This window comes from Streptomyces javensis, assembly GCF_039525925.1.
In the GTDB taxonomy this organism is placed as follows: domain Bacteria; phylum Actinomycetota; class Actinomycetes; order Streptomycetales; family Streptomycetaceae; genus Streptomyces; species Streptomyces asiaticus.
Window position 1 is genome coordinate 1 of sequence record NZ_BAAAIF010000088.1, and the last position, 12804, is coordinate 12804.

The 12804-nt window shown below is 73.0% G+C and carries 11 protein-coding genes; 8 read left to right on the forward strand and 3 right to left on the reverse strand.

Annotated features, from left to right (window positions below):
• Window positions 1-81: 81 nt before the first annotated feature.
• From ABD329_RS42405 to ABD329_RS42435, 7 genes are all read left to right on the forward strand, one after another.
• Entirely contained in the window at window positions 82-777 is a 696-nt protein-coding gene (locus ABD329_RS42405) for a hypothetical protein (RefSeq protein WP_344317855.1), read from the forward strand.
• A gap of 7 nt (window positions 778-784) precedes the next feature.
• Complete coding sequence (locus tag ABD329_RS42410) at window positions 785-2719, forward strand: GTPase (RefSeq protein ID WP_344317856.1); 1935 nt, start codon at window positions 785-787, stop codon at window positions 2717-2719.
• A 237-nt stretch (window positions 2720-2956) separates the two neighbouring features.
• Complete coding sequence (locus ABD329_RS42415) at window positions 2957-3484, forward strand: single-stranded DNA-binding protein (RefSeq protein ID WP_344317863.1); 528 nt, start codon at window positions 2957-2959, stop codon at window positions 3482-3484.
• A gap of 217 nt (window positions 3485-3701) precedes the next feature.
• Window positions 3702-5096 carry a Cys-Gln thioester bond-forming surface protein gene (locus ABD329_RS42420; RefSeq protein ID WP_198280944.1) on the forward strand — a complete coding sequence of 465 codons (1395 nt, stop codon included), beginning with the start codon at window positions 3702-3704 and terminating at the stop codon, window positions 5094-5096.
• A 350-nt stretch (window positions 5097-5446) separates the two neighbouring features.
• Window positions 5447-7111, forward strand: coding sequence for an energy-dependent translational throttle protein EttA (gene ettA / locus ABD329_RS42425; protein WP_198280945.1), 1665 nt, complete (start codon window positions 5447-5449; stop codon window positions 7109-7111).
• Between the two features lie 4 nt (window positions 7112-7115).
• Window positions 7116-7625, forward strand: a complete 510-nt coding sequence (locus ABD329_RS42430; protein ID WP_198280946.1) for an acyl-CoA thioesterase — start codon at window positions 7116-7118, stop codon at window positions 7623-7625.
• Window positions 7622-8467 (forward strand): DUF8185 domain-containing protein, encoded by an 846-nt coding sequence (locus ABD329_RS42435; protein WP_344317858.1) that lies wholly within the window; start codon window positions 7622-7624, stop codon window positions 8465-8467. The genes ABD329_RS42430 and ABD329_RS42435 overlap by 4 nt, the downstream gene beginning before the upstream one ends.
• A 65-nt stretch (window positions 8468-8532) precedes the next feature.
• Here ABD329_RS42435 and ABD329_RS42440 read toward each other — a convergent pair whose 3' ends face one another.
• Window positions 8533-8937, reverse strand: a complete 405-nt coding sequence (locus ABD329_RS42440) for a globin (protein ID WP_198280948.1) — start codon at window positions 8935-8937, stop codon at window positions 8533-8535.
• 80 nt (window positions 8938-9017) lie between these two features.
• On the opposite strand from ABD329_RS42440, the gene ABD329_RS42445 reads away from it, so the two are divergent.
• Window positions 9018-10208 (forward strand): methyltransferase domain-containing protein, encoded by a 1191-nt coding sequence (locus tag ABD329_RS42445; RefSeq protein ID WP_344317860.1) that lies wholly within the window; start codon window positions 9018-9020, stop codon window positions 10206-10208.
• Here the strand turns inward: ABD329_RS42445 and ABD329_RS42450 are convergent.
• On the reverse strand, window positions 10189-11337 hold the full coding sequence (locus tag ABD329_RS42450; RefSeq protein ID WP_344317861.1) for an FHA domain-containing protein: 1149 nt from the start codon (window positions 11335-11337) through the stop codon (window positions 10189-10191). The two genes, ABD329_RS42445 and ABD329_RS42450, sit on opposite strands and share 20 nt — an antisense overlap.
• Before the next feature lie 68 nt (window positions 11338-11405).
• Window positions 11406-12803, reverse strand: a complete 1398-nt coding sequence (locus tag ABD329_RS42455) for a vWA domain-containing protein (RefSeq protein WP_198278734.1) — start codon at window positions 12801-12803, stop codon at window positions 11406-11408.
• Between the last annotated feature and the right edge of the window lies 1 nt (window position 12804).

The window sequence follows — 12804 nt, forward strand, 5'->3', positions numbered from 1 at the left end:
CCAAGGCCGTCTCCGGCCGGGTGAGCGGCCTCGCCGACTCGCTGCACGAGCGCCGGGACGCTCGCCTCGCTGCGCGCCCGCATGCCCGCGCTCGCCGGGGCCGCGGCGGCGCAGCACGCGGCCGCGGTGGGGCTGATCCAGCGGGTCGAGGGCGCGTACGGGGACGCCGGGGAGCGGGTGCGGCGCGAGATCGCGCAGGGCGCGGCGCTCGCGGGCGGTGCGCTCACCCACTGGTACGGGCTGCCGCACGCCAGCGGCCCCGATGAGCTCCTTACGGCTCTCACCGACTCCCTGGCCACCCTGCTGCGCAGCGCGGCCGCCACGGCCGACGAACGGGTCGCGGAGGCCGGGAGGCAGGACCCGGCCGCACGGGCCGGGCTCGCCCCGAGCGACGCGCGGGGCGCCGCCGAGCGGATCGGCGTGGCCGTACGGCACTGGCGGCGCTGCGCCGAGGAGCTGGCCGAGGAGGAGGCCCGGGCCCGGATCGCCGAATGCGGGGGCAACTGCGTGCCCGAGGAGATCGCCGCCCTGCTCGCCGCGTCCCTCCTGGGCGGACGCCGCGCCCGTAAGGCGGGCGAAAAGCTCGCCGAGACCCTGGGCGCGCATGCGGCACTGCGCCTGGGTGACCGCGGCGGACGGCTGCTCGACGGCTGTGTCACCCGCGTCATGCGGGCGGAGCGCGACCGCAGCCTCGCCCCTCTGGACGCCCTGGACATGTCCCCGGAGCACCAGGTCGAGCTGATCGCGGCGCTGTCCGTATTGCAGAAGGAGAGGTGACCCGCAGGTGACGGCCACGGAGGGCAACGGCGGCAACGAAGGCGGCAGGGGCGGCGGGGGAGACCGGGCGGCGGGGGACCGCCACACCTGGGACGACGGCCTGATCGCCCGGCGCGCGCACCGCCGGGCCGCCGGACGTGCCGCGGGCCGCCCGGCCCGTGCGGTGGACCAGGAGGCGGCGGAGGAGGGCGCACCGGACGTCCCCGGCGCCGTGACGGACTACTTCCCGGGGGAGGAGACCGGCCGGCGGTCCTTCGGCGGCCCCCCGTACGCCGTCTACCAGGCCGGTGTCCGCAGCTTCGCCACGGGCACCCTGCGGCCCCGCCTGGAGGCCCTGCGCCAGCTCGTCGGGCTGTCCCGGTCCCGGCTCGAGGGGCGCACGCTCGCCGGGGCCGCGCGGGTGCTCGACGAGGCGGACGCGCGGGGACGGCATCCTTACGGGCACACCGTGGTCGCCGTCGCCGGGGCCACCGGAAGCGGTAAGTCGACACTGTTCAACGCACTCGCCGGAGCCCCCCTCTCCGAGACCGGCGTCCGCCGTCCGACCACCGCCACGCCCCTCGCCTGCGCGTGGACCGACCACGCCGACGGCCTGCTGGACCGCCTCGGCATCCCGGCGGTGGACCGGCGCAACCCGGGCTATCCGTACGACCCCGCGCTGCGCGGCCTGGTCCTGCTCGACCTGCCCGACCACGACTCGGCCGCCCCGGGCCACCGCGAGCGGGTGGACCGGCTGCTGGGTCTCGTGGACGCGGTGGTGTGGGTGGTGGACCCCGAGAAGTACGCGGACGCGGTCCTCCATGAGCGCTATCTGCGGCCACTCGCCGGATACGCCGAGGTGACGTTCGTCGTGCTCAACCAGGTGGACCGGCTCCCGGGCGAGGCCGCGGACCAGGTGCTGGACGATCTGCGGCGGCTGCTGGACGAGGACGGGCTCGCCCTTGGGGAGCACGGGGAGCCGGGGGCGGCCGTGCTCGCGCTGTCCGCGCTGACCGGCGAGGGCGTCGGGGAGCTGCGGGAGATGCTCGCGCGGCTCACGGCCGAGTGCGGGGCGGCCGAGCGCCGGCTGTCGGCGGACGTGGCCGGCACGATGGCGCGGCTGCGGCCGCAGTATGTGGCGGACAGCGGGCCGGTCGGACTCACCGAGCGGGCGCGGGCGGAGTTCGAGGACCGGCTGGCCGAGGCGGCGGGCGCGGGCGCGGCCGGAAAGGCGGCCGAGCGCACCTGGCTGGGGGACGCGGAGTGGGCGTGCGGAACGCCCTGGGGGCGGCTGCGGGGGAGGAGGGGCCACGCCTCTGGGAGCTCTCGGGGCGGCGGCTCTCGGGGCGGCGGCTCTCGGGGTTCGCGAGCGTCCGGGGCCGGGGAGTGGACGGAGATCCCGGGCGCGCGGGCGCGCACGGTGGCGGTGGAGGCGGTCACGGCGCGCCCGGCGGTGGAGGAGGCGGTACGCACGCTCGGGGACGAGGCGACGGTCGGGCTGCCCGGTCCATGGGCCCAGGCCGTCCGGGAGGCGGCGGGGTGGGGCGGCAGGGGGCTGGCGGAGGCGGTCGACGAGGCGGTGGCGGCCGAGACGGCGCACCGGCGGCCGGTCCGGCCCATGTGGTGGTCGATGGTGGCGGCGGCTCAGGTGACCGTGTCGCTGGCGCAGGTGATCGGGGTGCTGTGGCTGTTGGGGGCCGTGGCCGGGGCGTTCGGCGGGCCGGGGTGGTGGATGCCCACGCTGCTGGTGCTGGGCGGCGCGGCGGTCGGCCCGGCGCTGGCCTGGGGCTCCCGGGCGGCCGCGCGAGGGCCCGCACGGCGCCACGGCCGGTCGGTGGAGGGCCGCCTGCGGGAGGCGGCGGCCGAGTGTGGGCGCAGACGGGTGCTGGAGCCGGTGGAGGCGGAACTGGCGCGGTACGGGGAGGTACGGGCGCAGTACGTGGCCGCGGCGGGCGGGGCGTGACGGCTCGCCCGGCGGGTCGGGTGGGGACTGAGGGCCGGGACATGACGACGGGGGTCTGAGGGGCGGGGCGTGACCGGCGGTCACTCGTCCGGGTGGCCGAGTTGTCCACAATCCCGGGGTCGTGCACAGGCCCCGGCGGGGTTTTGTGATGCCGGGCAGCATGGTTCACGAGCGGCACGGCAGAGCCGCGAAGTGATGGGGGAGGCGTAGCCGGTGAACGAGAGCTGGGTGACCGTGGTGGGGAATGCCGCGACGCGGCCGGACTTCTGGGAGACGGCGGCGGGTGTCGCGGTGGCCCGGTTCCGGCTGGCGGCGACGGTGCGCCGCTGGGACCGGGGGCGGGACGCGTGGGCGGACGCGTACACGAGTTTCTACACGGTCTGGACGTGGCGGTCGCTGGCCGCGAATGTCGCCGGGTCGGTATCGCTCGGTGAACCCCTCGTCGTCCATGGGACGTTGCGGGTGCGAGAGCGCGAATGGGACCGGGAGCGAGAGCGGGAGAGGGAGCGGTCGCTTCAGGGAGACCGGCCGCTTCAAGGAGACCGGCTTCAGGGAGAAGGGGAAGGGGGATGGGGAGGCGCGGCCGTGCCTCCGGCCCCGGGTGGGGATTCCGGCGGCGGGGCGCATCAGCCCAGGCGCTGGGTCACCGCGGAGATCGACGCGGTGGCGGTCGGACACGACCTCACGCGGGGTACATCCGCATTTCGCCGGGTTTCACAGGCCAAACCGCTTCTAAACACACCGACTGGGGCAACTTCCCCGTGAGTGGCCGCGATCACGGGGGATTTGTCGATAATCCCAGGTCATACGGGATCTGGCGATTAGGTAACGATTCCGATTCGGATCGGTTGGGTCTAGGTATTCCCGGGGAACGATCGGTTCCTTTCTCCCTAGTATCCCTGCGTGCCCAACGGGGGTTCCTGAGTTTTGAGTTCGCTGGCGAGGCGCACCAACTGACTGGCGCTCGCCCGGAGGGGAAACCATGATTTCTGTAAGGAGGCGGGGCGCTGCCCGCCTTGCGGCCGCCGTTCTGGCGTCCGGTCTGGTCGCGGCGGGCGCGATAGTCACCGCCGGCACCGCCGCCGCCGATGACGCGCCCCCGAGCCAGGGCGGCGCGACCGCCACGCTGGGCGGTCTCAAGACGTTCGACAAGGCCATCATTCACGACAACGGCAAGGACCAGCAGGTCGGCGCCGGTCTCTTCGAGATGTCGGTCGACAATGGCGGTTCCATCCAGACGTACTGCATTGATCTGCACAACCCGACGCAGAGCAAGGCGAAGTACGAGGAGAAGTCCTGGGGCGAGACGTCCCTGGCGAACAACCCCAACGCGGGCAAGATCAACTGGGTTCTTCAGAACTCCTACCCGCAGGTGAACGACCTCGGCGCGCTGGCGAAGACGGCGGGCACCGGCCCCCTCACCGAGAAGACCGCCGCCGCGGGAACGCAGGTCGCCATCTGGCGCTTCTCCGACAACGCGAAGGTGGACGCGGCCGACCCGCAGGCCGAGAAGCTGGCCGACTACCTGGAGAAGAGCGCGCAGAACCTCCAGGAGCCCAAGGCGTCGCTGAGCCTGGACCCGCCGGCCGTCTCCGGCAAGGCCGGTGAGCGCCTCGGCCCGGTCAAGGTCCACACCAACGCCGACAGCGTCACCCTGACCCCGGGCGCCGGGTCCGCGGGCGGCGTCAAGCTCGTCGACAAGAGCGGCAAGACCATCACCAGCGCCGCCGACGGCGGCGAGGTGTACTTCGACGTCCCGGAGGGCGCGGCGGACGGCTCCGCCACGCTGACCGCCCAGGCCGCCACCAAGGTTCCGGTGGGCCGCGCGTTCGCCAGCGCCACCAAGAGCCAGACCCAGATCCTGGCCGGCTCCAGCGAGAGCACCGTCTCCGCCACCGCCACCGCGAACTGGGCGAAGAAGGGCGCGATCCCGGCGGTCTCCGCCGAGAAGGACTGCGCCAAGGGCGGCGTGGACATCACCGCCAGCAACAAGGGCGACGAGGCGTTCACCTTCGAGCTGCTGGGCCAGAAGTACACCGTCGAGGCGGGTCAGTCGAAGACCGTCACCGCCCCGGTGAAGGAGGACCAGAGCTACAAGTTCACCATCTCCGGTCCGAACGGCTTCGAGAAGACCTTCTCCGGCGTTCTCGACTGCAAGACCTCCAGCAGCGGCGGCAGCAGCGACACCCCCTCCTCGCAGCCGAGCCCCGCGTCGGCCGGTGGCAGCACCGGTGGTGACACCTCCGGTGGCGACCTCGCCGAGACCGGTAGCAGCAGCAACACCCCGATGATCGCGGGCATCGCCGTGGCGCTGGTCGTGGTCGGCGGCGGCGCGATCTTCTTCGTCCGCAAGAAGAAGGCGACCGTCGGCGAGTGAATGCCGGGGCGGCGACGCCAGGGCTGAACGCCGGGGCGGCGACGCCGGGGCAGTGATCGCTGAGTGAAGCGACGGTCACCGGATGTGGTGATCATCGAAGAACGCGGTGATGGAGGGCCGGAGCCTCACGGAGGCTCCGGCCCTTCGTGTCACCGGGGGACGGCGAACGTGTCCCCGGGGGACGGCGAATGCCGGACCCATGCCGCACGCCGGACCAAACGGGTTTCCGCCTCGGGCGGGCTGTACGGCAAGATGGCTGTATCTGCCCTCACGCGGTGGGGGCCGCCACGGATACGGACCCCGCGGCGGAGCCGCACCTCGATACCTACCAGATTGCCGGACGGTTTCTCTTGGCTGAGTTCATCTACACCATGCGCAAGACGCGCAAGGCGCACGGCGACAAGGTGATCCTCGACGATGTCACGCTGAGCTTTCTGCCCGGCGCGAAAATCGGTGTCGTGGGCCCCAACGGCGCCGGTAAGTCGACGGTGCTGAAGATCATGGCCGGCCTGGAGCAGCCGTCCAATGGTGACGCCTTCCTCTCACCCGGCTACAGCGTCGGCATCCTGCTCCAGGAGCCCCCGCTGGACGAGTCCAAGACCGTGCTGGAGAACGTCCAGGACGGCGTGGCGGTCACCAAGGGCAAGCTGGACCGCTTCAACGAGATCGCCGAGCAGATGGCGACCGACTACAGCGATGAGCTGCTGGAGGAGATGGGCAAGCTCCAGGAGGACCTGGACCACGCCAACGCCTGGGACCTGGACGCCCAGCTCGAGCAGGCCATGGACGCCCTCGGCTGCCCGCCCGGCGACTGGCCGGTCACCACCCTCTCCGGTGGTGAGAAGCGCCGTGTCGCGCTCTGCAAGCTGCTGCTGGAGGCACCCGACCTGCTGCTGCTGGACGAGCCCACCAACCACCTCGACGCCGAGTCCGTCAACTGGCTGGAGCAGCACCTCGCCAAGTACGCGGGCACCGTCGTGGCCATCACCCACGACCGGTACTTCCTGGACAACGTCGCCGAGTGGATCCTGGAGCTCGACCGCGGCCGCGCCATCGGCTACGAGGGCAACTACTCCACCTACCTGGAGAAGAAGCAGGCCCGGCTGAAGGTCGAGGGCCAGAAGGACGCCAAGCGGGCCAAGCGCCTCAAGGAGGAGCTGGACTGGGTCCGCTCCAACGCCAAGGGCCGCCAGGCCAAGTCCCGGGCCCGGCTGACCCGTTACGAGGAGATGGCCGCCGAGGCCGAGAAGACCCGGAAGCTGGACTTCGAGGAGATCCAGATCCCGCCGGGCCCGCGCCTGGGCAATGTCGTGGTCGAGGTGGAGAACCTCTCCAAGGCGTTCGGCGAGAAGGTCCTGATCGACGACCTCTCCTTCACCCTGCCGCGGAACGGCATCGTCGGCGTCATCGGCCCCAACGGCGCCGGTAAGACCACGCTCTTCAAGATGATCCAGGGTCTGGAGACCGCCGACGCGGGCAACATCAAGGTCGGCGAGACCGTCAAGATCTCCTACGTCGACCAGAGCCGCGCCAACATCGACCCCAAGAAGACGCTGTGGGCGGTCGTCTCCGACGAGCTCGACTACATCAACGTCGGCCAGGTCGAGATGCCCTCCCGCGCCTATGTCTCCGCCTTCGGCTTCAAGGGCCCGGACCAGCAGAAGCCGGCCGGGGTGCTCTCGGGCGGTGAGCGCAACCGCCTCAACCTCGCGCTCACCCTCAAGCAGGGCGGCAATCTGCTGCTCCTCGACGAGCCCACCAACGACCTCGACGTGGAGACGCTCTCCTCGCTGGAGAACGCGCTGCTCGACTTCCCCGGCTGCGCCGTGGTCGTCTCCCACGACCGCTGGTTCCTCGACCGCGTCGCCACCCACATCCTGGCGTACGAGGGCGACTCCAAGTGGTTCTGGTTCGAGGGCAACTTCGAGTCGTACGAGAAGAACAAGGTCGAGCGGCTCGGCCCGGACGCGGCCCGTCCGCACCGCGCCACCTACAAGAAGCTGACCCGGGACTGAGTGGATGGCACGCCATATCTATCCCTGTCCCCTGCGCTGGTCCGACATGGACGCGTTCGGCCATGTCAACAACGTGACCTTCCTCCGCTATCTGGAGGAGGCCCGGGTCGACTTCATGTGGCGGCTGGCGCCGGGGAACGGGAGTGACGCGTTCACCGGCGGTGTGGTCGTGGCCCGGCACGAGATCGACTATCTGAAGCCCCTGGTCCACCGGCACCGGCCGGTGCCGATCGAGACCTGGGTGACGGAGATCAGGGCCGCGTATCTCACCCTGCGCTATGAGATCAAGGACGAGGACGCGCTGTATGTGCGTGCCGCCACCCGCATCGTGCCCTACGACCTCGACCAGGGCCGCCCGCGCCGGGTCACCCCGGAAGAGGAGAAGTTCCTGACCGAGTACCTGGAGCCGGACCCCGCGAAGAAGGGCGCCGCCAAGAAGGCGTCCGCGGCGTCCACGAAGCCCGCCGGATCCGCCGAGGGCGCCGGGCGGGCGGAGGGGGCCGTCTCGGTATGACGGCCCCCAGCCAGGAGCTCCACTTCGCCGACGCCGGGGAGGCGGCCGATCTCGCCGCCTTCCTGGCCCGGCTGATCCACTACGACCGGGCGGCGGCGGTGCGGCTCCAGGCGGGCGGCGGTGTGCTCGCCGTCTTCGGCCGACCGCCGTCGTTCGAGGTCCTCGCGATCCGTACGGCGCGGCTCGAGGCGATCGTCGGCACCGAGGCCGCACCGGACACGTCGGACATGTCGGCCGGGGCGGCGGCCGGGGCGGGCGCCCTGGACACGACCGTCTCGGCGGGTGAGTTCGCGGACGCGCTGGACACGGCGCGGGCCGCGCGGACCGCCGACGGTTCCGAGGGCCGTGACCGGGGCCTGGTGGTCACCGTGCCGCAGGCCGTCACCGGCCCGCCATGGGCCGGGGTGCTGCCGCCGCGCGGCGGCTGGCGCCGGGTGGACGGGCTGCCGGGCGTGGACGAGGTGCGCGGGGCGGTCGCCGCCGCCGTCGCCGAGTTCCGGGCCCGCGACGCGGCGCTCCCCGAGGAGCGGCGTACGCGCGCCGAGCGCGACCGCATCGGCCATGAGATCTGGTCCCGCACGCTCGGCGACACCGGGCTTCCGCTGCGCGCCGTGCACGCCGCGCAGTCGCTGGGCTTCCTGCGACCGGTCCGGGCGGCGGCACCGGCCGCCACCGGCCACGGCAGCGGCGTGGCCACCACCGCGCCCGCGCCCGCGCCCGCGCCCCTGGCGCTGCTCGCCGCGGGCGGCTGGCTGCGGCTGCGCACGCCGTACGGTGCGATCGCGGTGCGTACGTCGGGCGGGTCCGGCGGTCTGTCCGGGCTGTCCGTCACGCCCGCCTGAGCCCGCCGGTGGCGGCCCGCCCGTGGCAGCCCGCCGGGGGCGGCCCTCCAGGTCGGCCCGCCGGGTCAGCCCTCGGTGTTGACCATGGAGGCGGCGGCATAGGTGAGGTAGTGCCACAGCTGGCGCTCGAGCTCCGGGGCCAGCTCCAGCTCGTCCACCGCGTCGCGCATATGGCGCAGCCAGGCGTCATGGGCGGCGCGGTTCACGGTGAAGGGGGCGTGGCGCATGCGGAGCCTGGGGTGGCCGCGGTTGTCGCTGTAGGTGCGGGGGCCGCCCCAGTACTGCATCAGGAAGAGTGCGAGTCGCTCCTCGGCCGGTCCCAGGTCCTCCTCGGGGTACATCGGCCGGAGCAGCGGGTCCTCCGCGACCCCCTGGTAGAAGCGGTGGACCAGACGCCGGAAGGTCTGCTCGCCGCCGACCTGCTCGTAGAAGGTCTGCTCCTGAAGTGTGCCTCGCGGAATCTCTTTCACGCCTCCATGCTCTCAGACGCCCCCGTCTGGAAAAGGGGGCGTGGGTCGCGGCCGGGGGCCGGGCGCAGGAGAGTGGAGTCATGGGCAGCACGGGCGGGAGCACACGCGGTGCGCCGGACGCCGCGGAGCGTGTGGTGCGGCGGAAGCCTGCGGGTCGGGAGGCCAATGGGATCGATGGGGTCGATGGGGCCGATGGGACCGATGGGTACGCCGATGAGGCCGCGGCGCTGCGGACCGGACTGGTCCGGGAGATCGAGGCGGGCGGCGGACTCACCGACCCCGCCTGGCGGGCGGCCTTCGAGGAGGTGCCGCGCCATCTCTTCGTGCCCTACTACTACGAGGCGGGGGACGCGCCCGCGGCGGCCGCACCGCCGGACGCCGGGACAGGGTGGGCAGGGGAGGTGGGCACGGCGCACGGGACGGTCGGCTACACCCGGCTGTGGCGCGACGACCCCCACCCGCTGCGCCGGGCCCGCTGGCTGGCCGGCGCCTACGCGGACGCCCCGCTCGCCACCCGGGTGCGCGACGGTGAGCTGATCACCTCCAGCAGTCAGCCGTCGCTGATGGCGCGGATGCTCCAGGCGCTCCGGGTGCGGGACGGGCACCGGGTGCTGGAGATCGGCGCGGGCACCGGCTACAACGCCGCACTGCTGGCCCATCGGCTCGGCGACGCCCATGTCACCACCCTCGATCTCGACCCGGAGATCACCGAGGCCGCTCGCAACCATCTGGCCGCGGCCGGATTCCGCCCCGCGGTCGTCACCGGCGACGGGGCGCGCGGCTGTCCGCTGCGCGCTCCCTACGACCGGATCATCGCCACCTGCGCCGTGGCCTCCATCCCGTCCGCGTGGCTCGGCCAGTGCCGCCCGGACGCGCTGATCCTGACGCCGCTCGCGACCGGGCTGATCGCGCTGAGGGTCGCCGACGCCCGCCATGCCGAGGGGCACTTCCTGGCCGTCCCCGCGTACTTCGTCCCGCTGCGCGGCAGCGGCCCGCCGCCTCAGGTGCCCACCCACGGGCTGCCGTCCCGGCCGCTGCTGGACGACTCCTTCCGCTTCCTGCTGAACGTGGCCGCGGGCCATCTGGAGCCGGTCGAGGCCCTCGCGCTGTGGGAGCACGAGGGCAGGCCGGGGCGGGAGCGCTACGGAGTGACGGTGCGGGGCGAGCGCCAATGGGCCTGGCTGGACGACCCGGAGGGCGCCTACGGCTGGCCGCTGGGCCCTCCCGGTCGTCTTGAGCCCTTCCGGGGGCTCAGCCCCGGCGCACCGTGATCGTCGTCCAGGCGCCGACGTGGACGCGGTCGCCGTCCTGGAGCGGGTGCGGCACGAACGGCTGAATCGGCTCCTCGCCGCCGTTGATCGTGGTCCCGTTGGTCGAGTCCTGGTCGACGACCGCCCAGACGCCGTCGGGCTGCTGGACGAGGAGCGCGTGCTGGTGCGAGACGCCCGGGTCCTCGGGCGGCCGCCCGAGGTCGATGTCGGGCGCCTCACCGGTGCTGTGGCGGCGTCGGCCGATGGTGATCTGGTGGCCGTTGAGCGGCAGCTGCTGCTCGGGGGAGTAGGCCGGGAGGTTCAGCCCGGCGGCCTCCGGGCCGCTGCGGTTCATCATCGCCATGAAGTACTCACGGTCCGGGGCGACGACGGCTATCCAGTTGCCGGGCGCCTGGACCGGGGCCCCGCCCTGGCCGAACTGGGCGCCGCCGGGGTGCTGCTGCGGGGCGCCGGGGTGCTGCTGCTGGGGCGGCTGGTGTCCCGGCCCCTGCTGCTGGGGCGGCGGGGCGTACCCCTCGTTGCCGTACGGCTGGGCCGGGGGTGCCGGGGCCTGGGGGTAGCCGTAGCCGTACTGCGGGGCCTGGGGCGCGCCGTGGCCCGGGGCGCCCTGCTGCGGGGCGCCGTGCGGGGGCGTGCCCTGGTGCGGTGCGCCCCCCTGCGGCGGCGGAAGCGTCCAGTCGCTGTCGCCGCCGAAGCCGGGGGGCTGACCGCCGCCCTGCGTCGGGTGCGGGCCCTGCGGCCCCCCGGGCCCGGGCTGCGGCGGCCCCGGCTGCTGCGGCGGCGCGTAACCGCCCTGCGGCGGGCCGTACGGAGACGGGGTGTGCGTCTGGAAGTTGAAGCGGCACTCCTCACAGAACGGGGCCTGCGCCTCACGTGGCGTACGGCACTGCGGGCACAGCTCCTGCTGCTGTGCCGGATAGCCGTAGCCGCCCGCGCCGCCGGGCGGCGGTGGGCCGCCCGGCCCCGGACTCCCGTAGCCACCCGGTGGCACGGGAACACCGGGACCGTTCGGCATGGGCGGAGGCGGCGGGACGGCGCCGGAGGGCATGGGTGTCCCCGACATCCGGTGGCCACACACCTCGCACCAGTCTTCGGCCGCCGATTGGTGGCCGTTGGGACAGGTCGGCATGTCGGATCCCCCTCTGTGGCGTTCTTGGCGTTTCTGCCGAGAAGAGCTACGTGAGTGCTGGTTATGTGCTACTTCTTGACGCGAACTGTCTTGGTGGAGCGCGTTTCGAGTGTCATCTCGTCCGCCTCCGCGACCTTCGCCTTCAGTCGCACAGTACCTGCCGCCACATCGAGCACGTCCACCACCTTCGCAAGCAGTTTCGCCGTGTCTTCGTTCCCCGATGCGGCCGCCAGTTGTACGGCACGCCCCAGCTTCGCGGTCGCTTGTTCGGCATCGCCGGACTTGCGGGCATTCATGCCCTGTTTGATGGCCTGTGCCAGTTCGGCCTGGCCCGTATAGTGCGCCACCTGCGGATTCATCGCGGTGGAGACGGCCAGATCATCGGTCCACACCGCGCGCACCAACCCCTGCGCCAGGGGGCTTGGCGGGCTGCCGACCCCGTCGGGCACCGGCTGGACCAGGGAGATCCTGGCCGCCAGCATCTCCTGGCCGACCTCGGCCGCCGGAACCCTCACACAAAGGTGGTAGTCGCGGGACTCATCGCCCCATGACCCGGTGGGGTAGTCGCCCGCGCGCGGACCGGCCTCGACGCGTCGGGCGGTCAGATCCTCCACCGTCGGTGCGACCTGTTTCACATACGCCACCTCGGCGCCCTTGGGGGTCCACAGCCGGAGGCCGACGTCGGCGATCTCCTTGCCCATCGCCGTCTCCATCATCCCCGTGAAGTCCGCGGCGAGCCCGGCGGGATCGGCCACGATGTCCGCCGTTCCGAGCAGGGCGGCGGCGATCCCGGTGACCTCCTCGACCTCCCAGTCCGTGCCCACCCCGCGGGCGTCGCAGGTGAAGCGGCCCGCGCAGGCGTCGAGCACGGCCCGCAGCCGCTGTGGCTCCTCGTGCTCGTTCCGCCCGTCGGTGAGCAGGATGCCGTGCCGTATCGCGGCGTCGGTGGAGTCGAACAGCAGGTCGGCCTGGAGCAGCCAGGCGCCGATCGCGGTGCCGCCGCCCGGACTCAGGCTCCGCAGCGCCTCCTTGGCCTGGGCGCGGCTGAGCGGATCGGCGATGGCCAACCGCCCGTCGCCGGGGAAGACCTCGACCGCCTTGTGGGTGCCCGCCACGACGGAGAAGGCCACGCCGTCGCGGACCGTGTCGATCGCGGCGGCGGTCGCGTCCCGTGCGTGGCGCATCTTCGTCGGCGGATAGTCCATGGAGCCGGAGCAGTCGACCATGATCACCACGGCCGCGCGGGGGGAGCCGCCGCTCCGGCCGGACGCGCTGTCGTACCCGCCCGGAGCGTCCTCGTACCCGCCATGGGCGGGGGCGGGTATCGGCGGCCCTGCCGTGGCCCCGCCACCGGCCGAGGTGACGGTGATGATCGCGTTCACCTCGCGGCCTCCCTCGGGGAGGTACTCGTTCTGGTAGACCTCGACCGAGAACCGCGGCGCATCGGGGGTGGAGAAGTGGGCCATG

Excerpts from the sequence above, each read along its gene's own strand:
- ABD329_RS42450 (WP_344317861.1), bottom strand. The coding sequence starts at position 11,337 with ATGCCGACCTGTCCCAACGGCCACCAATCGGCGGCCGAAGACTGGTGC.
- ABD329_RS42435 (WP_344317858.1), top strand. The coding sequence starts at position 7,622 with ATGACGGCCCCCAGCCAGGAGCTCCACTTCGCCGACGCCGGGGAGGCG.
- ABD329_RS42405 (WP_344317855.1), top strand. The coding sequence starts at position 82 with ATGCCCGCGCTCGCCGGGGCCGCGGCGGCGCAGCACGCGGCCGCGGTG.
- ABD329_RS42420 (WP_198280944.1), top strand. The coding sequence starts at position 3,702 with ATGATTTCTGTAAGGAGGCGGGGCGCTGCCCGCCTTGCGGCCGCCGTT.
- ABD329_RS42455 (WP_198278734.1), bottom strand. The coding sequence starts at position 12,803 with ATGGCCCACTTCTCCACCCCCGATGCGCCGCGGTTCTCGGTCGAGGTC.
- ABD329_RS42430 (WP_198280946.1), top strand. The coding sequence starts at position 7,116 with ATGGCACGCCATATCTATCCCTGTCCCCTGCGCTGGTCCGACATGGAC.
- ABD329_RS42445 (WP_344317860.1), top strand. The coding sequence starts at position 9,018 with ATGGGCAGCACGGGCGGGAGCACACGCGGTGCGCCGGACGCCGCGGAG.